The 21,223-nt window shown below is 58.2% G+C and carries 15 protein-coding genes and 3 tRNA genes; 4 read left to right on the top strand and 14 right to left on the bottom strand.

Annotation, left to right across the window (positions count from 1 at the left end; genetic code table 11):
* Positions 1-2: 2 nt before the first annotated feature.
* From KFS80_RS20360 to speB, 3 genes are all read right to left on the bottom strand, one after another.
* Complete coding sequence (locus tag KFS80_RS20360; RefSeq protein ID WP_053121770.1) at positions 3-1,571, bottom strand: purine-cytosine permease family protein; 1,569 nt, start codon at positions 1,569-1,571, stop codon at positions 3-5.
* Between the two features lie 109 nt (positions 1,572-1,680).
* Positions 1,681-3,189 carry an aldehyde dehydrogenase family protein gene (locus KFS80_RS20355; protein ID WP_212545718.1) on the bottom strand — a complete coding sequence of 503 codons (1,509 nt, stop codon included), beginning with the start codon at positions 3,187-3,189 and terminating at the stop codon, positions 1,681-1,683.
* A 23-nt stretch (positions 3,190-3,212) separates the two neighbouring features.
* The gene (gene speB / locus KFS80_RS20350) at positions 3,213-4,211 is read right to left on the bottom strand and encodes an agmatinase (protein WP_212545717.1); all 999 of its coding nucleotides are present in this window, start codon (positions 4,209-4,211) and stop codon (positions 3,213-3,215) included.
* 151 nt (positions 4,212-4,362) lie between these two features.
* Between speB and KFS80_RS20345 the strand changes: the two genes are divergently transcribed.
* From KFS80_RS20345 to KFS80_RS20335, 3 genes are all read left to right on the top strand, one after another.
* Positions 4,363-5,283 (top strand): LysR family transcriptional regulator, encoded by a 921-nt coding sequence (locus tag KFS80_RS20345; protein ID WP_053121776.1) that lies wholly within the window; start codon positions 4,363-4,365, stop codon positions 5,281-5,283.
* 100 nt (positions 5,284-5,383) lie between these two features.
* The gene (locus KFS80_RS20340; RefSeq protein ID WP_159815340.1) at positions 5,384-6,514 is read left to right on the top strand and encodes a carbon-nitrogen hydrolase family protein; all 1,131 of its coding nucleotides are present in this window, start codon (positions 5,384-5,386) and stop codon (positions 6,512-6,514) included.
* A gap of 3 nt (positions 6,515-6,517) precedes the next feature.
* Positions 6,518-7,558 carry an AraC family transcriptional regulator gene (locus KFS80_RS20335; RefSeq protein WP_212545716.1) on the top strand — a complete coding sequence of 347 codons (1,041 nt, stop codon included), beginning with the start codon at positions 6,518-6,520 and terminating at the stop codon, positions 7,556-7,558.
* A 590-nt stretch (positions 7,559-8,148) separates the two neighbouring features.
* Here the strand turns inward: KFS80_RS20335 and KFS80_RS20330 are convergent.
* Both KFS80_RS20330 and KFS80_RS20325 read right to left on the bottom strand, forming a co-directional pair.
* A complete protein-coding gene (locus KFS80_RS20330; RefSeq protein WP_212545715.1) occupies positions 8,149-9,024 on the bottom strand; it encodes a DUF2242 domain-containing protein in 876 nt (291 codons plus the stop codon).
* Positions 9,025-9,108: 84 nt separating this feature from the next.
* Positions 9,109-10,017, bottom strand: coding sequence for a LysR family transcriptional regulator (locus KFS80_RS20325; RefSeq protein ID WP_212545714.1), 909 nt, complete (start codon positions 10,015-10,017; stop codon positions 9,109-9,111).
* Between the two features lie 118 nt (positions 10,018-10,135).
* On the opposite strand from KFS80_RS20325, the gene KFS80_RS20320 reads away from it, so the two are divergent.
* On the top strand, positions 10,136-11,341 hold the full coding sequence (locus tag KFS80_RS20320) for an MFS transporter (RefSeq protein WP_212545713.1): 1,206 nt from the start codon (positions 10,136-10,138) through the stop codon (positions 11,339-11,341).
* A gap of 598 nt (positions 11,342-11,939) precedes the next feature.
* On the opposite strand, the gene KFS80_RS20315 is transcribed toward KFS80_RS20320, so the two are convergent.
* The 9 genes from KFS80_RS20315 to KFS80_RS20275 all read right to left on the bottom strand — a co-directional run bounded on the left by KFS80_RS20315 (position 11,940) and on the right by KFS80_RS20275 (position 21,211).
* A complete protein-coding gene (locus KFS80_RS20315; RefSeq protein ID WP_212545712.1) occupies positions 11,940-13,796 on the bottom strand; it encodes a SurA N-terminal domain-containing protein in 1,857 nt (618 codons plus the stop codon).
* A gap of 230 nt (positions 13,797-14,026) precedes the next feature.
* On the bottom strand, positions 14,027-14,299 hold the full coding sequence (locus tag KFS80_RS20310) for an HU family DNA-binding protein (RefSeq protein WP_008077714.1): 273 nt from the start codon (positions 14,297-14,299) through the stop codon (positions 14,027-14,029).
* 148 nt (positions 14,300-14,447) lie between these two features.
* Positions 14,448-16,844, bottom strand: a complete 2,397-nt coding sequence (gene lon / locus KFS80_RS20305) for an endopeptidase La (RefSeq protein WP_053121792.1) — start codon at positions 16,842-16,844, stop codon at positions 14,448-14,450.
* A gap of 163 nt (positions 16,845-17,007) precedes the next feature.
* Positions 17,008-18,291: an ATP-dependent Clp protease ATP-binding subunit ClpX gene (clpX, locus tag KFS80_RS20300; protein WP_053121794.1), complete on the bottom strand. Its 1,284-nt coding sequence runs from the start codon at positions 18,289-18,291 to the stop codon at positions 17,008-17,010.
* Positions 18,292-18,403: 112 nt separating this feature from the next.
* Positions 18,404-19,039 (bottom strand): ATP-dependent Clp endopeptidase proteolytic subunit ClpP, encoded by a 636-nt coding sequence (gene clpP / locus KFS80_RS20295; RefSeq protein WP_007951559.1) that lies wholly within the window; start codon positions 19,037-19,039, stop codon positions 18,404-18,406.
* Positions 19,040-19,131: 92 nt separating this feature from the next.
* Positions 19,132-20,442 carry a trigger factor gene (gene tig / locus KFS80_RS20290; protein ID WP_053121796.1) on the bottom strand — a complete coding sequence of 437 codons (1,311 nt, stop codon included), beginning with the start codon at positions 20,440-20,442 and terminating at the stop codon, positions 19,132-19,134.
* Between the two features lie 400 nt (positions 20,443-20,842).
* Positions 20,843-20,918 (bottom strand) — tRNA-His (locus KFS80_RS20285).
* A gap of 75 nt (positions 20,919-20,993) precedes the next feature.
* Positions 20,994-21,078 (bottom strand) — tRNA-Leu (locus KFS80_RS20280).
* 57 nt (positions 21,079-21,135) lie between these two features.
* Positions 21,136-21,211 (bottom strand) — tRNA-His (locus KFS80_RS20275).
* Positions 21,212-21,223: the final 12 nt, after the last annotated feature.

The following is a 21,223-nucleotide window of genomic DNA, read 5'->3' as shown; positions in this document are numbered from 1 at the left end:
GCTTATCTCCCGGCCGTCGATGGCTTGATTGCAGGCGACACGCGTCGCGTCAGCGAGTCGCCGGTGGTGTATTGCGGAGAGGTTTTTTCGATCTGGCGGATCACAGTTTCTTCACTCGCCAGGTCGATCGAGCGGCTGAACCAGTAATACGCCAGCCCCGAAACGATCAGCCCGACCAGCCAGGCGATGTCGATGCTGCCCAGCGCTCTGGCAAGCGGGCCGACATACACCTCGCGCTGTTCAACGCCGTCGTAGATGTAGAAAAACGGGATCATCGCGACAAACCCGATGGCGTACGCGGCGATGCCGCGCAGGCCCCAGCTGCCGTAGATGTTGCCCTTGGGCATGAAGAAGTGCGGGATGGCGTAGCGGCCCTTGCGCACAAAGAAGTAGTCGGTGAGGTTGACCGACGTCCAGGGCACCAGGAAGTACAGCATCACCACCAGGTAAATCCCCAACACCGACAAACCTTTGCCCGTGCTTTGAATACTCAGCGCCACGCCCAATTGCAGGAGGATCACGAAGGTGATCGCCAGCACCCGTGCCTTGCGTGTGGGTTGGATTTTTTTGATCGAGTCGACGCACGTCAGCGTGGTCAGTTTGGCGCTGTAGATGTTCATCGCAATCACCGGCAGGATCGCCAGAATCGTGATCACCACCACGGCCGTGCCAACCAGTGGCGACATCACATTGCCGACCTGTCCGAGCGCTACCAGCACGTCGGTGGAATGCAGGTGATCGGCGAGCCAGCCGCCCACGGAAATCATCCACGCGCCGGACAACGAGGCGCCGACAAACACCACGGCAATCAGCTTGCCGCTGGAGGTGTTCTTCGGCAGATACCGCGAATAGTCCGAGACGTAAGGCGCGTAAGCGATGTTGTAGCTGGCGGCGGCGGCAAACTGCGCGATGAAACCGGTCCAGTTAAACCCCAGTGGCGGTGGCGCGATGTCCCCGGCGGCGAGCACGGGCAGCGGCGCATCCGGCACCCAGCCCATCAGCACGGCCAACGTCACCAGACCGTACAACGGAATCGACAGGCACAACGCCCATTTAAAACTGCGGTGCATCCAGTCATGGCCGAGGATCGCCAGAATCGCCGCCGGGATCGTCACTGCCACGGCAACCAACCATGGCTCGAAACCGAACAGCGTGTGCATGCCCTGCATCATCAACACCAGATTGACGATGTTGAAACCGGCGAACACAAACAGCGTCGCCAGCAGCACCAGAATCACCCCGCGATAACCGAACTGCGCCCGCGACTGGATCATTTGCGGCAACCCAAGGTGCGGGCCTTGCGAGCCATGAAACGCCATGAACAGTGTGCCGAACATGATGCCCAGCGTGCCGGCGAGCGTCGTCCAGAGCGCGGTCAGCCCGACACTCGGGCCAACGAAACCGATGGTCATGGTGAAGAAAGTGAAGTTGCCCAGAAACCAGAACGGCCCCTGACTCGATAACTTGTCGGTGCGTTCATTTTCCGGAATGAAATCGATCGAATGACCCTCGACGACAGGTTTGTCGCCGAGGAGTGACACACCAGGAGCGGCTTTGGCTTCTATGTTCATGATGGGCTCTTATTGTTGGAAGATCATGACGAAGTAACGGCATCCTTTCGGGTTGCCCCTCCCCCGTGGAGAGGGGTTGTTCAGTGCGTTCTCCTTGAGGCCTGCCGGGTCAGGGCAGCGTGATCCAGACCGCTTTGGTTTCGAGCAGATAGTCGAGTTGCTCGGCGCCGAGATCCTTGCCGAATCCGGACTGTTTGTAGCCACCGAACGGCATCGACGGGTCGAGGGTGCCATGGGCGTTGACGTAAACCGAACCGGCCCGCAAACGCGGAATCAGGCTGTGTACCTTGCCCAGATCATTGGAATACAGCGCCGCTGCGAGACCGAACGCCGAGTCATTGGCCAGCGCCAGCGCTTCTTCGTCATCGTCGAACGGCGCGGTCACCAGCACCGGGCCGAAAATCTCCTCCTGAACAATGCGCATGTCGTTGCGGCAATGGGCAAAAATCGTCGGTTCTACAAAGAAGCCAGGGCCTTCAATGAGTTGGCCGCCATAGACCAGTTCGGCGCCCTCCTGCTTGCCGGTCTCGATGTAATCGCGCACGCGCTGCTGTTGCACGGCCGAGACCAACGGGCCGATAAAACAGTCGGGATCCAGCCCCGGGGCGATCTTCAATGTGCGCGTGTAGGCAATCAGTTCACCGAGGAATTGTTCGTAGACGCTGCGATGCACATAGGCGCGAGTGCCGGCATCACAGACCTGTCCCGAGTTGAAAAACACGCCATTGGCGACCGCTTGTGCCGCCGCCGGAATGTCCGCATCGGCGAAGACGATTACTGGGGATTTTCCGCCGAGTTCCAGCGTCAGTCGCTTCATTTCGTCGACGGCTGCACGCCCGACTGTACGGCCGACCGGCGTCGAGCCGGTGAAGGTCAATTTGTCGATGCCCGGGTGCGAGGCCATCGCCGCGCCGACCACGGTGCCGCGCCCGCAGACGATGTTGATGACGCCGTCGGGGATCCCGGCTTCCTTCACCAGTTCGGCAAAACGCAACGCCGACAGCGAGGTCAGTTCGGCCGGTTTGACCACCACCGTGCAACCGGCGGCCAGCGACGCGCCGAGTTTCCAGGCCATGGTTTGCAGCGGGAAATTCCACGGCACGATCGCGCCGACCACGCCCACCGCTTCTTTGCGCGTATACGCCAGATAATTGCCGGGCAGCGAAGGCTCGACCGTACGCCCGTGAAGTTTGGTCGCCCACCCGGCGAAGTAGCGCAGGGTGTCGACGGTGCCCTGAATATCGACGTCCTTGGCGAAGGCCACGGACTTGCCCATGTCGATCGATTCGATTTCTGCCAGTTCGTCGGCGTTCTGCTCAATCAGATCGGCCAGACGCTGGATCAAGCGTTCGCGTTCTGCCGGTTTTGCCTGGCGCCACGCACCGCCGTCGAACTGCGCGCGCGCCGCTTGCACTGCGCGATCGAGATCTTCGACGGTGCCCATCGGAATCCGCGTGATCAGGCCGGCGGTCGACGGTTCGATGACATCAGCGGTTTGCCCGTCGCTGGCATCGACAAACGTGCCACCGATAAACAACTTCTGCGCCTTGCCAAGGAAGGTTTGCGTTGCTTCGGATACACCGAATTTCTGCAGGTACTGTTTGACGATCGTGTCCATGTTTATTCTCTCTGCCGGACGGCTCAGGCGGGGGTGGCAACGCTGTCGGCGGCGCGCACTTTGGCCCGTTCGTGGAAGATGAAACCGATGCTGTTCAGCAACAGTTGCGCGGCCAGAATCGAGGTCATGCCGGTCGGGTCATACACCGGCGCCACTTCCACCAGATCCATGCCGACGATGTTGCCCTGGCTGCGTTTGGCCAGCGCCTGAATGATTTCCAGCACTTCGTAATAGAGGAAACCGCCGTGGCTCGGCGTGCCGGTGCCGGGGGCGATGGACGGGTCGAAACCGTCGATGTCGATGGTGATGTAGTAGTTGATGTTCTGCGGGATCAGCGCCAACACGCCTTCCACCCCGAGGCGGCGTACGTCGCGCACCGAGAGGATCATCGAACCCGCCGCATGGGCTGCTTCGTAGTCATCACGATTGGACGAGGACACGTTGCGGATGCCCATTTGGGTCATACCGACAATGTGGTTCATTTCCGAGGCGCGGCGCAGCGGGTTGCCATGGCCGTAACGAACGCCGTGACGCTCATCGACGAAGTCCAGGTGCGCATCGAAGTGAATGATGTGAATCGGCCCGCGTCCCTCGAATGCCTTGATCACCGGCGCGTGCACCGAGTGATCGCCGCCAAGCACCACCGGCATGACACCGGCATCGAGGATCTTGCGCACCGCGTATTCGGTGTTGAGATTGCTGGTGACCATATCGGTGTGGACGATGTCGGCATCACCGACGTCGACCATGCGCACATCGGCGGCGGTCAGGTACATCACGTCATCTTCGTGATCGTAGGCACCGGCGTGACCGAAGGAGAACAGCGTCGACGCCTCGCGTATACCGCGTGGCCCGAAACGTGCGCCGGAGCGCCATTGCGTGCCCATGTCGTTGGGCACGCCGAGTACTGCGACATCGGCATCGAGCGCGTCCCAGTCGGTGCACACCGGTGATTTGCCGAAGGTGCAATGCCCCACGAAAGGCAGGTTCAGGCGCCCGGATTCATAACCGTTATTGGACATTTCAAGCCTCTCCACTTGTTGTTATCGGCTCGGCGGACTGCAAGGCGACCGTCGTTGCAGTGACTATGGGCGCAGGTTTTCGTGGAAAAAATGCCAAACATCAGATACTCATATCGGCATTACCGATGCATCCACACGCGGGAGGTTCCAGGTGATTCAGCTGCACGATGTCGATTTGAAGTTGCTCAGGGTGTTTGCCACGATTGTTCGTTGCGGCGGCTTTTCCGCAGCGCAGGCAGCATTGAATGCCGGCCAGTCGACCATTAGCGAACAGATGTCGCATCTGGAAACCCGTCTTGGGGTGAAGCTTTGTCAGCGCGGACGCGGCGGTTTTCGCCTGACCGAGCAAGGCGTGGCCATTCATGAAGCGACCCAGCGCCTCTTGTCGGCAGTGGAGAATTTCTGCATGGACGCTGACGTGCTCAAGCAGCACATCAGCGGCAAGCTCAACCTCGGCATCATCGACACCACCATCACCGACCCCGACTCGCCGCTGCCACGTACGACGCAGCGTTTCGTTTCTCGCGGCCATGACGTGCATCTCAATGTGTACGTCGGCACCCCCGCCGAACTCGAAGAACGCGTGCTCGACGGCAGACTGCATTTGGCCATCGGCCATTTCCCGATCCACGTGCCGGGCCTGCTGCACACGCCGCTGTATCAGGAAGCGCTGGGCTTGTATTGCGGGCGCCGCCATCCGCTGTATGGCAGCCAGGCCGAAGGTGCGGAACTGCTCGAGGCGATTACCGAGAGTCGCATTGTCGTGCGCGGTTACATGCAGCAATACGATCTTGAGCACCTGGGCGTGAGCAAAGCGGCGGCCACGGTGGATAACATCGAGGCGCTGGCGATCCTGCTGATCTCCGGTGCCTACCTGGGCTTCCTGCCGGCCCATTTCGCCCGACAATGGGTCAAGACCGGCGAGATGCACCAATTGGCCCCGGACAGCCTGCAACTGGTCTCGCCGTTCGACGTGATCACCCGGCGCGGCATCGCGCCGCCACCCATTCTCGAAGCGTTTCTCGAGGATCTGGCAGCCTGTTCGCACCACGCCGTCGGCGCTCTGCAATGAGTGTCAGGCGCAGGCATGGCCCCGTGCCTGCGCCCTCGCCCGGCACTATTGAGGTATCATCGACCCGCGTCACACCATGCACCCGGTTCTGTTGGAATTCATGCGCAAACTTCTGTACCTGACATTTTCCATGGCCCTTGTGGCCGTCCTTGCTTCCTACGCCATGTGGGCGGCAGACCGCCCGGCGGGACATTACCTGTCGGATCTGCGAATCAAACTCGCGGTCGATCAAGGCACACCCGCCGACCGTGGCAATCTCTTGGGCATCCAGCCCGAACTCTACCCCACCGACTATCAAAGCCCCGAGCGCCTGCACCGCAAGCTCGCCGCGTATCTTCAGCAAGCGCAGGATCAAGGCTTGTTGAATGACAAGACAATCGTCGTATTGCCCGAGCACGTCGGCACCTGGCTGATGATCAGCGGCGAAAAAGACGAGCTGTATCAGGCGCCCACGCTCACCGAAGCGATGAACTGGCTGGCGGCGAGCAATCCGTTGTTGTTTGCCCGTGCGTGGCTGACGGCCAAGGGCAGCAACCGACTGAACGACGCGCATCTGCGCATGAAGTCCAAGTCGATGGCCAAGGATTACCAGGCGCTGTTCGGCGGTCTGGCCAAGGAATTTCATGTGACGCTGGTGGCCGGTTCCATCGTGCTGCCAGAGCCGAGTATTCGTGACGGTCAACTCAAACCCGGTAGCGGCGCGCTGTTCAACAGCAGCGTGGTGTTTGGTCGTGACGGCGTGCCGCTCGGCCAGCCACAACGGCAGATGCACCCGATCTTCGATCAACGTGATGTGCTTGAAGGCGAAGATCAACACGCCATCAACGTCGTCGACACCCCGGCCGGTCGCCTCGGCATCCTGATTGGCAGCGACAGCTGGTATCCGGACAACTACCGCAAGCTCGACGCGCAAGGCGCGCAACTGGTGGCGGTGCCGGCGTTTGTCGTCGGTCACAACGTGTGGGATCAACCGTGGGGCGGCTACAAGGGTTCGAGTACACCCAGCTCAGTCAGCCTCAAACCCGGCGAAGTCAGCGAAGGCCAAGCCTGGCATCGCCTGACCCTCACCGCGCAACCGCCCGCCAACAACGCGCTGGCCGGCATGAGCGTGTTCCTGCGCGGGCAGTTCTGGGACAAGTTGAGTTCGGGGCAGAGCTTCCTCAGCAGCAACGGCCAACAGTTCGCCGATGGCGAGGCCCGTGGCGCACGTTTGCTGAACGTCTGGTTGTAAGCCATGAAACCGCAGCCGATGCGTCTGGGCGATTTATCGGTGGGTTTCGTGCACAGCCTCGCCGATGCCGTGCGCAGTCATGACGCCGATCCGCTGCCCTTGCTCGAGCAGTACGGTCTGGATGCTGCGCGATTGGCCGAGGCTGGCGCGCGGTTATCGATTCCGCGCTACATGCGTTTGGGCCATGCGGCGATTCAACTGACCGGTGATGCGGCGTTGGGTTTGCGTATGGGCCAGCTCAGTCGCTTGAGTCAGGCCGGATTGGCGGGCGTCACCGCCGCACAAGCGCCGACCGTGCGTGAAGCGGCGCGTTGCCTGATTCGTTTCGAACCGCTGTACGGCTCCAACTATCGTGGCCAATCGAGTTTTCACGAAGACGCGAATGGCGCGTGGCTGCGTTTCTATTCGATCAGCCCGTACAACGCCTACAACCGTTTTGTGGTGGATTCGATTATCGCTGGATGGCTGCATCAGCTCGCCAGTGTCAGCCGTGAACCGCTGCGCGCCGAGCGCATCGAGATCGAGTTCGACGCGCCGGATTATCGCGACGCTTACAGCGTGCTGGGTGAATGCCCGATTCAGTTAGGTGCCGAGCGTAATCAATTGCGCCTGAGCCTGACCAGCCTCGCCCAACGTAACCCCGAACACTGCCCGAGCACCTGGCGGCACTTGCTGCAATTGTGTGAGCGAGAACTGGAACAACTGACCCGCACCCGCAGCCTGCGTGAACGCATCACGCAGTTGTTGGGGCCATTATTGAATGGTGGCCGGGAACCCGATCTGGAAGAAGTGGCGGCGCGCCTGAAACTGCCGACCTGGACGTTGCGGCGCAAACTGACCGAGGAAGGCACACAGTTTCGGGCGATCCTCAATGACACTCGCCGTGATCTGGCGATGACGTACATCCGCGACACGGAACTGGCGTTCGGTGAAATCGCCTACCTGCTGGGGTTTGCCTCAGCCGAAGCCTTTCAGCGCGCATTCAAACGCTGGAGCGGCCAGACACCGGGCGAATTCCGCCGCAGTCACCGTAAAACCGCGTGACGCTTACAGCTCGGTAGCGTCTTCAGCAGGTTCAGGCTGATCCAGTTCGTAGGCGTGAAATTCGAGCAGCTCTTCTTGATAGTCATCCATTGCGTAATCCCCCCTACTGCTCTCTGAAAAATGGCCTGATCAATCGACCCATGCCCCGAGCATAAAGTGCCCGTGTGAAGAAAAAATGAAACGCGCCCTTCATGGATAAAACGTAGCAGCAGGTCAGGAATTTATCGCGGGATTATTGTCAGCGGAATGTAACGAATTCTTATGCCACCCAAAAACCTCGTAGGAGCAAGGCTTGCCCGCGAAGGCGTCAGACCAGCCAACACTTTTTATGTTGACTGGTCTGACGCCTTCGCGGGCAAGCCTTGCTCCTACAGAAGTTTGAGCTGGATTACTGGCCGGAGGCTGGCATCGCCGGGATTGGTTCGGATGCCGGCGGTCAGCGGAGTATCACGCAACCTTTGGCCACACTAAAAACCACTGTGGGAGCGGGCTTGCTCGCGAAGGGGCCGTGTCAGTCAATAAAGCTATCGACTGATACACCGCTTTCGCGAGCAAGCCCGCTCCCACAGGGGATACGGCTCGGTTCTGGATTACTGGCCGGAGGCTGGCATCGCCGGGATTGGCTCGGACGGTGGCGGAATGTCTGTTGGATTGGCCGGTGGCGTGATCACTTCCGGCGTTGGCGCGGGTTCTGCGACTGGAGCCGGGGTGATTGGCGCGGACTCCGCAGGTGGGGCAACAGGTTCAGAGCTGACCGGGGCAACTTCGGCTGGTGCCGGCGCCGGTTCTGCAGCAGGTGCAGGCGTCGCAACCGGAGCAGGCGTCGGGGCTGGAGCGGTTTCTGCCGCCGGCACCGGCGCCAATGGCGCAGCCACGGGTTTCGGCTCAGGCACGCCCAGATCAGCCTTCGGCTTCTCTTCGATGTGCGCCGCTTTCTTCGCATCCGCCGGCAGGAACTGCTCGACCAACGTGAAGAAACGCTCGTAGAACTTCTGCGAAATCACCGTCTCGCTGGCGACTTTCACCATCGAGTCGTCCGACGAGCCGATCGGCATCGACACCGAGCCCAGCACGCCAACACCGAGGCTGGCCGAGTTGTTGGTCTTCTTCAGTGCATAGCGATCCTGCAGGGCGTTGGCGAACATTGTCGCGTGATGTTTGCCGCTGCTGTCTTCGGCGCAGACCACGTTGAAGCTGATCTCCAAGTGCGTATCGCCGGTCTGCTGGAAGCTCTTGTGGCCACTGACCAGTTTCGGGTCGCTGCTGGTGATGATGTAACCCTGGCTGAGCAACGCACGCCGTGCGGCTTCGCAACTGGCGGTGTCGGCGACCGGGTAATTACGCGAAAACATGCCGGAATCGTCGAAATTCTCATGCTCATACATCGGCTTGTCTTTCGAACAGCCGGCGACAGCAGCCACCAACAACGCCAAACCGACAACACGCAAGGGAGTGGAAATCAACATTAAACATCCTGGGGGAAAACAGTCCGGGGCGTATTGTGCAACAGATCGCTGACCCGCGCCGTATGGATTAGTGTCTTGAAACAGTTACAACTCTATCCGACCTTCATTTACCGGAAAAAGTCGCAACGCCAAATGATCGATGAAAACCCGCAACTTCGCGGTGGCGTGGCGACTCGACGGCCACAACACCCAGAACTGCCCGACATGTTGCAGATGCGCATCCAGCACCCGATGCAGCAACCCCTGCGATTCCGCGTCGCGGCTCATGAAATCCGGCAGGCAGGCAATGCCCATCCCCGCCAGCGCCGCGTGGCTCACCGCTTCAATGGACGTACTCACCAGCCGGGTCGGCAATTTCGGCTCATCTGCACCCTCCTCACGCCGTAGCGGCCACGGCTCGAGTTTGCCAGTGGCGTGAAAGATGTGACGCAAACAGGCGTGATCGGCCAGCTCGGCGGGCCGTTGCGGCGTACCCCGCTGCTGCAGATAAGCGGGACTGGCAACTAGTACCATCCGAAATTCGCCCAACGACCGCGCCATCAACCGCGAGTCACGCGGTTTGCCGGTACGGATCACGGCATCGAAACCCTCTTCAACCACGTCGACCATGCGATCGGTCAAATCCAGATCCAGTTCAATCTGCGGGTACAGCGTCATGAACTCAGTCATCACCGGCATCACCAGACCCAACACCTGCGGCACGCTGATACGCAATTTTCCCTGCGGTTGCGCAGCGGCATCACACAGTTCGAACTCTGCAGCCTCAACATCCGCCAGAATTTTACGGCAACGCTGTAGGAACAATGCTCCCTCGCTGGTCAGCGTGATACTGCGCGTGGTGCGATGAAACAAGCGCACCCCCAGCCGCGCCTCCAGACGCGCAATGCTTTTACCAACCGCCGACGAAGACACACCCGTCAACCGCCCCGCCTCGGTAAAACTGCGCGTCTCCGCGACCTGAATAAACACCGCAATATTGCCAAGGCGATCCATACACCCTCCCGATTCAAGACATCCGTGTCCGATATGTTCGGAACCTTAACCTGTTTTTCGCCAAGTCGCAGCGCCCTACCCTGTGCACTCGTTGACCTTTGCCCACGGATGAATGCTCATGAACGACGCACAACTCGCCTGCCGCCCACTTGAAGCTTCGCTCCAGCAACGCGAACGCTTACCCCTCGGCGCCCTGCTGGCCCTGGCCACCGCCGGGTTCATCACCGTAATGACCGAAGCCCTGCCCGCCGGCCTGCTGCCGCAAATGAGCAGCGGCTTGAACGTCTCCCAGGCACTGATCGGACAACTGGTGACGATGTACGCCATCGGCTCAATACTCGCCGCCATTCCACTTACCCTCGCCACCCGCAGCTGGCGCCGACGCCCCCTGCTGCTCTCCGCCATCGGCGGCTTCGCCATCGCCAACAGCATCACCGCCCTTTCGGAGCTGTACTGGCTAACCCTGATCGCACGCCTGATTGCCGGCATATTCGCCGGCCTGCTCTGGGCACTACTCGCCGGCTACGCCAGCCGCATGGTCGCCCCCCACCTGCAAGGCCGCGCCATCACCGTCGCTATGCTCGGCGCTCCCATCGCGCTGTCCCTAGGCATCCCGGCCGGCACCCTGCTCGGCACCTTGATCGGCTGGCGCCTGAGCTTCGCCATCATGACCGCCCTGACCGGGCTGCTAGTGATCTGGGTACGCTGGCAAGTCCCCGACTTCGCCGGAGAACCCGCAGGAAAACGTCTGCCATTGCGCAAGGTATTTATTCTCCCGGGCGTACGACCGGTGCTGTTCGTGACCTTAACCTACGTCGTTGCACACAACCTGCTCTACACCTACATCGCCCCGTTCCTGAAACCGTCCGGACTCGATACCTCAGTTGACCGCGTGCTGCTGGTATTCGGCCTGGCGTCGGTGCTGAGCTTGTGGATCGTCGGCAGCCTGATTGATCGCTGGCTACGCGAATTGGTACTGATCAGCGCAGCACTGTTCATGCTGTCGGCGATTGCGTTGGGTTTGTGGCGCGAGTCCGCCGGCGTGATCTATATCGCTACGGCAGTTTGGGGCCTCGCATTTGGTGCGATGCCTTCGCTGCTGCAAACAGCCTCGGCGAAAACGGCGAAGGATGCTGCAGATACAGCGCAATCGATGCTAGTCACATTGTGGAATGTCGGAATTGCGGGTGGGGGATTGGCGGGAGGATTGTTGCTGGATAATTTAGGGGTTGGAGCGTTTCCGTGGATTGTGGTCGCGTTGTTGCTGATGAGTCTGTATGCCACGGTTACAGCTAAAATCCATGGATTTCCGCGAACCAGATAGGTTTGATAGCGGGCATCTAAACTTTTGCTGGCTGACCGAGCGCCTTCGCTAGCAGGCTAGCTCCCACAGTGGGACTGGAGGTCGGCGGTTAGATAATCGTTGTCTGGTCGGCCGCCATCGCTGGCAAGCCAGCTCCCACAGGGATTGAGTACAAGGCCGCCTTCGCGAGCAAGCTCTGCTCCTACACAAGCAAGATCAAAAGATCGCAGCCTTCGGCAGCTCCTACATGAAATCGCAGCGAACCCAAGCTAACCACTAGGCCGAGTGTCAGCTCGCCTGCTTTTGATCTTGATCTTAGAGCCCGTCGGGAGGCTGAGTGGAGGGATTCATACGGGGAAAGCATCGAGAGGAGGTGCAGCGAAGCAAACCGTAGGCGATGCCCCCGGATGAACCCGGAGCGAAGGAACCCGAGCCTTAGCGAGGGCCGGACGTCAGGGCGAAGACCTTTTGGTTACTTTTGGGGCGTTTGCCAAAAGTGACCCGCCGTAAGGGCGGAACCAACAGCAGCCATCACCCCAAAACGGATATACACCCAACCCCCCAACCAAAAAAAAAGCCCCAACTCACGTCAGGGCTTTCTCTAAAACTCAGTCAACGATCAAAACCGCTTGATCTCAGCCTGAGCTTCCAACTGCTTACGATACGCCGCAAAGTCCTGCTGACCTTCACGCGACGCCAGGAAGCGACGGTACTGCGCCTTCTCTTCCTCAGTCGGTGCAGCCGCTTCATTCACGCCATTCAGACGCACAATCATCAAACTACCGTCCGGCAGCGTCACACTGCTAAACGTAGGCTTGTCCTTGGCAGCCGGCTTCGGCATACGGAACAACGCCTGCAGAACCGCCGGATCAACACCTTCCTGCGCACGAGTGGCCGCTTCGGTAACTTTCCAGTTCTGCGCATCAACCGCTTTGCCTTCACGCAGATCAGCAATCAGCTTCTCGGCCTGAGTCTTGGCAGCCGCGCTGGCGTGCTCTTTGGTCAACTGAGCGCGGATAGCCACGTTCACGCTTTCCAGAGGCAATTGCGCAGGCTTCAGGTGTTCCTTGGCACGCAACACAACCACGGTATCCGGATCCAGCTCGATGGCGGTGCTGTTGGCGCCTTCATCAATCACTTCAGTGCTGAATGCAGCAGTCACCACAGCACGGTTGGCCGCCAGACCTTCGCCACCTTCACGGCCAAACGGCTTGGAGGTGTGCACGGTCAGTTTCAGATCCGCCGCTGGCTGGGCCAGGTCGGAAGCTTCGAACGCGGAGTCTTCCAGTTGCTTGGTCGCCTCGACGAAACGCTGCTCAACCTGCGCGGCTTTCAGATCACGGGTCAGTTTGTCTTTCAGGCTGGCCAGGGTTGGCACTTCTGGCGCTTCAACACCTAGCAGCTTGATCAGGTGGTAACCGAAATCGGTGCGAACCGGCTCGGAGACTTGATCCTTGTTCAGCGAGTACAGGGCTTTTTCGAAGGCTGGGTCGTAGACGCCAGGGCCTGCGAAACCGAGGTCACCGCCATTGTTGGCCGAACCCGGATCCTGCGAGAACTCCTTGGCCAGCGCTTCGAATTTCTCGCCCTTGGCCAAACGCGCCTGGACGTCTTCGATCTTCGCTTTAGCCTGAGCTTCAGTAGTCTTGTCGTTCACTTCGATCAGGATGTGCGCGGCACGACGCTGTTCCGACAGGTTGGCGATATCTTTCTGATACGCCGCCTGCAGGTCTTCATCTTTCACGGTGACCTGGTCGAAGAACGAAGCCTTCTTCAGCTCAACGTAATCGACGATCACCTGATCCGGGGTCATGAACTCTTTGGCGTGTTCGTCGTAGTAAGCCTTGACCTCATCGTCAGTCAGCTTGACCGAGGCTGGGTCGGCTTTGACGCTCAGGGTGGCGAAATCGCGGGTCTGTTTTTCCAGACGGGCAAAGGCCAACACTTCAGCGTCGGTGACGAAACCGCTGCCGCCGATACCGGCACGCAGTTGGCCGATCAGCATTTCCTGAGCCAGCATCTGGCGGAATTGCATACGGCTATAGCCCAGTTGACGGATCACCTGGTCGAAACGATCGGAGCTGAACTTGCCGTCCACCTGGAATTCAGGGGTTTGCAGGATCACCTGATCCAGAGCGCCTTCGGAGAAAGCGAACTTCGATTGTTCTGCGCCTTGCAGCAGCAGCTTGCGATCAATCAAACCCTTGAGGGCCGATTCGCGAAGCATTTTTTCATCGAGCAGCGAAGCGTCGAAATCTTTGCCCAGCTGTTGCATCAGCTGACGGCGTTGCATATCAACCGCCTGACTTAGCTCGTTCTGGCTGATCTCTTCACCATTGACCTGGGCCGCCTCGTTCTTGTGAGTCGTGGCCTGGAAAATGGCGTCGAAACCGGTCAAAGCCATCAGCAAAATGATGGCCCCGATAATGGTCTTGGCAATCCAGCCTTGTGAATTGTCCCTGATATTCTGCAGCATGCGTCCCCCAGAAACGGTTGAACTTCAAATTAGGCAACCGTGGAGCGTGGGTAGAATCCGGATAGAAGAAAGGCGCATCCGAGGATGCGCCTTCTCGTAACTGGCGGAGCGGACAGGGCTCGAACCCTCGATCCCGGCGTTACAGGCGCCTGTTTCAGCGACCTGCTCTACCGCTCCGCTGCCAAGTCAGGGATGACCCCGACCCGGATGGGTAAAAACTTGTAACGAACTTAGTTAACCGCTTCTTTCAGTGCTTTACCGGCTTTGAAGCCTGGTTTTTTAGCAGCAGCGATTTGCAGCGTCTTGCCGGTCTGTGGGTTACGACCAACGCGAGCTGGACGATCAGTTACGGAGAACGTACCGAAACCAACCAGAACAACGGAGTCGCCAGCCTTGAGAGCGCCAGTGACGGATTCGATTACAGCGTCCAGCGCACGGCCAGCAGCAGCTTTCGGGATATCAGCGGATGCAGCGATAGCATCAATCAGTTCCGACTTGTTCACTCTAAGTCCCCTTATATCTATTTTGAGATGATTCTAAGTTTTTTGGTGAAAGCAAAAACGAGTGCTGAATGGCCTACAGACACTTAAGAGCCGCTTTATAACAAGGGCTCTAAAAAGCTGTCAAGGAAGCCACCCAGGCAAAAGCATACTAATGCGTGCTAATTCTTTCCTTAGCATCAGACTCACGTTTTTCATCCTTGGCAACTATCTCCGGAGCCACATCCGGCAAGGGCTCCGGCGCGTATTGCAGCGCAATTTGCAGGACCTCGTCAATCCATTTAACCGGTTTAATCTGCAGATCCTGCTTGATGTTGTCCGGAATCTCCTTGAGATCACGTACGTTTTCTTCAGGAATAATCACAACCTTGATTCCACCGCGGTGTGCCGCGAGCAGTTTTTCCTTCAGACCACCAATTGCCAGCACTTGACCGCGCAAGGTGATTTCACCGGTCATGGCGACATCAGCGCGCACCGGAATGCCGGTCAATGCCGACACCAGGGCCGTGCACATGCCTACACCGGCGCTAGGACCGTCTTTCGGGGTCGCGCCTTCCGGCATGTGAATGTGCGTGTCGCGCTTCTCGTGGAAGTCCACAGGAATGCCCAGGCTCTTGGCACGGCTGCGCACGACGGTCAGGGCTGCGGTGATCGATTCGACCATCACATCACCCAGCGAACCGGTCTTGATCAGTTGACCTTTACCCGGCACGACAGCGGCTTCGATGGTCAGCAATTCGCCACCAACCTGAGTCCAGGCAAGGCCGGTCACTTGACCGATCTGATCCTGTTGCTCGGCCAGACCATAGCGGAATTTACGCACACCGAGGAAATGCTCCAGCAAATCAGCTGTCACTTTTACCGAGAAGCGTTTTTCCAGCGCGTGCTCTTTCACAGCCTTGCGGCAGACCTTGGCGATCTGACGTTCGAGGCCACGCACACCGGCTTCGCGGGTGTAGTAACGGATGATGTCGCGGATCGCTTCTTCATCAAATTCAATCTCGCCCTTCTTCAGACCGTTAGCGGTGATCTGTTTTGGCGAGAGATATTTGACGGCAATGTTGATCTTCTCGTCTTCGGTGTAGCCCGGCAGACGGATGACTTCCATGCGGTCGAGCAGCGCCGGCGGGATGTTCATCGAGTTCGAGGTGCACAGGAACATCACATCCGAGAGGTCGTAATCGACTTCCAGATAGTGATCGTTGAAGTTGTGGTTTTGCTCTGGATCGAGCACTTCCAGCAACGCCGACGCCGGATCGCCACGCATGTCGCTGCCCATTTTGTCGATTTCATCGAGCAGGAACAGCGGGTTGCGAACGCCCACTTTTGTCATCTTTTGAATCAATCTTCCCGGCATCGAACCGATGTAAGTCCGGCGGTGACCACGAATTTCCGCTTCATCCCGCACACCACCGAGGGCCATGCGTACGAATTTACGGTTGGTGGCGTGAGCGATCGACTCGGCCAGCGAGGTTTTACCCACGCCCGGAGGACCGACCAGGCACAACACCGGGCCACGAATTTTTTTCACACGTTTTTGCACGGCGAGGTATTCAAGGATGCGTTCCTTGACCTCTTCGAGGCCGTAGTGGTCGGCGTCGAGAATGTCTTCAGCGCGCGCCAGATCAAGGCGTACCTTGCTCTGTGCCTTCCACGGCACCTGCACCAGCCAGTCGATGTACGAGCGCACCACGGTGGCCTCAGCGGACATCGGCGACATTTGCTTGAGCTTGTTCAGCTCGGCCGTGGCTTTGGCCAACGCGTCTTTCGGCAGACCGGCAGCGTCGATACGCTTTTTCAGGTCTTCGATTTCGTTGTGGCCTTCGTCGCTGTCGCCGAGTTCTTTCTGAATGGCCTTCATCTGCTCATTCAGGTAGTACTCGCGCTGACTGCGCTCCATTTGCTTTTTGACGCGGCCACGAATGCGTTTTTCGACTTGCAGCAGATCGATCTCGGCATCCAGCAGCGCCAGAACGTGCTCGACCCGGGCCGACAAATCGATGATTTCGAGGATTTCCTGCTTCTGCTCGATTTTCAGCGCCATGTGCGCGGCCATGGTGTCGACCAGACGACCCGGCTCATCGATGCTGTTGAGCGACGACAGGACTTCAGCCGGGACTTTTTTGCCCAACTGCACATATTGTTCGAACTGCGACAGCAGTGTGCGCACGAACACTTCGGATTCGCGCTCGGCGGCGTCGACTTCTTCGATCAGCGAGACTTCAGCGCGGCAGTGGCCGTCAACTTCGCTGAAACGTTCGACAGTACCGCGCTGCTCACCCTCGACCAGCACTTTGACAGTGCCGTCAGGCAGCTTGAGCAGTTGCAGAACGGTAGCGATGGTACCTACGCGATAGAGAGCGTCTTCACCGGGATCGTCGTCAGCCGGGTTTCTCTGGGCCAGCAGCAGGATCTGCTTGTCGCCCGTCATCGCGGCCTCGAGGGCTTCGATGGATTTCTCGCGCCCCACGAACAGTGGGATAACCATGTGCGGATAAACCACGACATCACGCAATGGCAGGAGAGGCAATTCGATGGTTGTCTTCATGATTTCGCCTCTACGGCGGCCATATGGCCGTATTCAGATGGAATTGAGCTTGAAACCAAGATGGGGGCTGCCTTGAAAAAAAACAAGCGCAAAGCGGATGTAAAAAATGCCATAAAAAAAAAGAGGCCCGAAGGCCCCTTCTTTGTTGCGGCAGGGTGGACGCTTACGCGTCCGGTGCTGCCTTGGCTGCCGGCTCACTGTTTTCGTAGATATACAGTGGCTTGGACTTGCCTTCGATCACGCTTTCATCGATCACGACTTTGCTCACCTCAGACTGCGAGGGGATTTCATACATCGTGTCGAGCAATACACCTTCGAGAATCGAGCGCAGGCCACGAGCACCGGTCTTGCGTTCCAGGGCACGTTTGGCGACGGATTTCAGCGCGTCAGCACGGAATTCCAGATCGACGCCTTCCATCTCGAACAGCTTGGCATACTGTTTGGTCAGAGCATTTTTCGGCTCGGTGAGGATCTGCATCAGCGCAGCCTCGTCGAGCTCGTCCAGCGTCGCAAGTACCGGCAGACGACCGACGAATTCCGGGATCAGACCGAACTTGACCAGATCGTCAGGCTCGACTTCACGCAGGGATTCACCGACTTTCTTGCCTTCTTCCTTGCTGCGCACTTCTGCGTTGAAACCGATGCCGCCTTTGGTGGAACGGTTTTGAATAACCTTTTCCAGACCCGAGAACGCACCACCGCAGATGAACAGGATGTTACGGGTGTCGACCTGCAGGAATTCCTGCTGCGGATGCTTGCGGCCACCTTGCGGCGGTACGGAAGCGACCGTGCCTTCGATCAACTTGAGCAAGGCCTGCTGCACGCCTTCACCGGAAACGTCCCGGGTGATCGACGGGTTGTCGGACTTGCGCGAAATCTTGTCGATTTCATCGATGTAGACAATACCCATCTGGGCTTTCTCTACGTCGTAATCGCACTTCTGCAACAGCTTCTGAATGATGTTCTCGACGTCTTCACCTACATAACCCGCCTCGGTGAGGGTGGTTGCGTCGGCGATGGTGAACGGAACGTTCAGCAAGCGGGCCAGTGTTTCGGCCAGCAGGGTTTTACCGGAGCCTGTCGGGCCGATCAGCAGGATGTTGCTCTTGCCGAGTTCGACGTCGTCAGCCTTTTTGTCACGCTGGTTAAGGCGCTTGTAGTGGTTGTACACCGCTACGGCCAGAACCTTTTTCGCACGCTCCTGACCAATGACGTATTGATCAAGGATGCCGCTGATTTCTTTAGGCGAAGGCAATTTATGCGCGCTGCTCTCGGCCTGTGCTTCCTGCACCTCCTCGCGGATGATGTCATTGCACAGGTCGACGCACTCGTCGCAGATAAAGACCGAGGGGCCGGCAATCAATTTGCGCACTTCATGCTGGCTTTTGCCACAGAAGGAGCAATAGAGCAGCTTGCCGTTGTCCTCGCCGTTGCGGGTGTCAGTCATTCGTTCGATCCAAATCCGATAGGCTTGCAACACAAGATGAAGGCTATTGCGGGCTTTTTCAAGCCCGCTGGCGAACAGACTCGCCGACCAAGCCTATTTTGAGTTGCTTATTTTAAGCTGGGCGCTGGTTGATCACTTCATCGATCAAGCCGTATTCCTTCGCAGCTTCTGCACTCATGAAGTTATCGCGGTTGGTATCACGCTCGATTTCTTCAAGGGTACGCCCACTGTGCTTGGCCATCAGCGTGTTCAGGCGCTCGCGGATGAAGAGGATTTCCTTGGCATGGATTTCGATATCCGATGCCTGGCCCTGGAAACCGCCCAGTGGCTGGTGAATCATCACACGCGAGTTCGGCAGGCAGAAACGCTTGCCAGGTGCACCGGCGGTCAACAAGAACGCGCCCATGCTGCAGGCCTGACCGATGCAGGTGGTCGACACATTGGGTTTGATGAACTGCATGGTGTCGTAGATCGACATGCCAGCCGTTACCGAACCGCCCGGGGAGTTGATATAGAGATGGATGTCCTTGTCCGGGTTTTCCGCTTCAAGGAACAGCAGTTGCGCACAGATCAGGTTGGCCATGTAGTCCTCTACCGGCCCAACCAGAAAGATCACTCGCTCCTTGAGAAGGCGCGAATAGATGTCGTAGGCGCGTTCGCCACGAGCGGACTGCTCGACAACCATCGGGACCAGGCCGCCTGCGGCCTGGATATCAGAGTTCTGCTGAATATACGAATTACGGAACATGCTCTGCAGTCACTCCCAAATAGTTATGTCTTGAATACGCATAAGCCAGCTCGAAAGCTGGCTTATGTGTGTATTTCTTAACGCAAAAACAATCAGTCGGCTTGTGGAGCTTCTACCGGCTTGACTGCTTCTTCGTAAGAGACCGACTTATCGGTCACACTAGCTTTCTGCAGAACAGTATCCACAACTTGTTCTTCCAGCACAACCGAACGCACTTCGTTCAGTTGCTGCTCGTTCTTGTAGTACCACGACACAACCTGCTCAGGCTCCTGGTAAGCGGAAGCCATTTCCTGAATCATTTCGCGAACGCGAGCTTCGTCAGGCTTCAGGTCGAATTGCTTGACCACTTCAGCAACGATCAGACCCAGCACAACGCGGCGCTTGGCTTGCTCTTCGAACAGCTCGGCCGGCAGTTGATCAGGCTTGATGTTGCCGCCGAACTGCTGAACAGCCTGCACGCGCAGACGGTCAACTTCGTTGGCCAGCAGAGCCTTAGGCACTTCGATCGGGTTGGTGGCCAGCAGACCGTCCATTACCTGATTCTTGACCTTGGATTTGATCGCCTGACGCAGTTCACGCTCCATGTTCTTGCGAACTTCGGTGCGGAAACCGTCGATGCCGCTTTCCTTGATGCCGAATTGAGCGAAGAACTCTTCGTTCAGCTCAGGCAGCTTAGGCTCGGACACAGTGTTGACGGTCACGGTGAACTCGGCGGTTTTGCCAGCCAGGTCCAGGTTCTGATAGTCCTCTGGGAAGGTCAGGTTCAGAACGCGCTCTTCGCCAGCCTTAGCGCCAACCAGACCTTCTTCGAAGCCCGGGATCATGCGGCCGGAACCCAGTACCAGCTGAGTGCCTTTGGCGGAACCGCCAGCGAATACTTCGCCGTCGACCTTGCCAACGAAATCGATGTTCAGCTGGTCTTCGTTCTGGGCAGCGCGATCGGCCACTTCAAAACGGGTGTTCTGCTTGCGCAGGATGTCGAGCATTTTGTCCAGGTCAGCGTCAGCCACGTCAGCGCTCAGGCGCTCAACGGTGATGCCGTCGAAGCCAGCAACGGTGAACTCCGGGAACACTTCGAACACTGCAACGTATTCCAGGTCCTTGCCAGCTTCGAGCGACTTAGGCTCGATCGATGGCGAACCGGCCGGGTTCAGCTTCTGCTCAACCACAGCTTCGTAGAAGGAGGACTGGATCACGTCGCCGACAGCTTCCTGACGAGCATCAGCACCGAAACGGCGCTTGATTTCGCTCATTGGCACTTTGCCTGGACGGAAGCCAGCAATCTTGGCCTTTTGGGCAGTCTGCTGCAGACGCTTGTTGACCTGGCTCTCAATGCGCTCAGCCGGCACGGTGACGCTCATGCGGCGCTCAAGAGCAGTAGTATTTTCAACAGAAACTTGCATGGATATTCCTCGTTGCACAGACGTTAGCCGGCCGTTTCCGACCCCAGAATCAAGGGCATGCATTCTAGTGGGTCAAACTCAAGAAGTCACCCTACTGAAAACGGGTAAAAAAACAGCAGGCAATTTATCGGTGCGAATACACGAATGCATCGCGCACCACAGGCGAATACAACCAATCACGCCAAGGCTCTGCGGCAACCTCTTCTATATATAGAAGGGATGCCGATCATTCCCTGACGGCCGACCCTGCAAGCAAGACCGGCGGGCAGCGCGGCATCATCCAGAAACATCAATACGACGAAACGCCCTGCCCTGCGACCCGAAAACCGCGGTCGCCGATTTCTCAAACCGCTAAAACAAAAAAGGCGCCAGACTGTTAAATCTGGCGCCTTTCGAAATATGGGGTGGACGATGGGGATCGAACCCACGACAACGGGAGTCACAATCCCGTGCTCTACCAACTGAGCTACGCCCACCATATTGCGTAACAAAAAAGCCGTTTAACTTCTTTGTTGAACCTCATCAAGCCAACGGCATGAATGAAGCTTGTTTGGTGCGGATGAAGAGACTCGAACTCTTACGCCTCGCGGCGCTGGAACCTAAATCCAGTGTGTCTACCAATTCCACCACATCCGCGGATGAAGCTTTTAAAGCAAAGGCGCCAGACTGTTACATCTGGCGCCTTTCGAAATATGGGGTGGACGATGGGGATCGAACCCACGACAACGGGAGTCACAATCCCGTGCTCTACCAACTGAGCTACGCCCACCATATCGCGTTA

This window comes from Pseudomonas rustica (assembly GCF_018336155.1).
In the GTDB taxonomy this organism is placed as follows: Bacteria; Pseudomonadota; Gammaproteobacteria; order Pseudomonadales; family Pseudomonadaceae; genus Aquipseudomonas; species Aquipseudomonas rustica.
The sequence above is the reverse complement of the archived record's forward strand: the minus strand, read 5'-3'. Positions and strand labels throughout refer to the sequence as shown.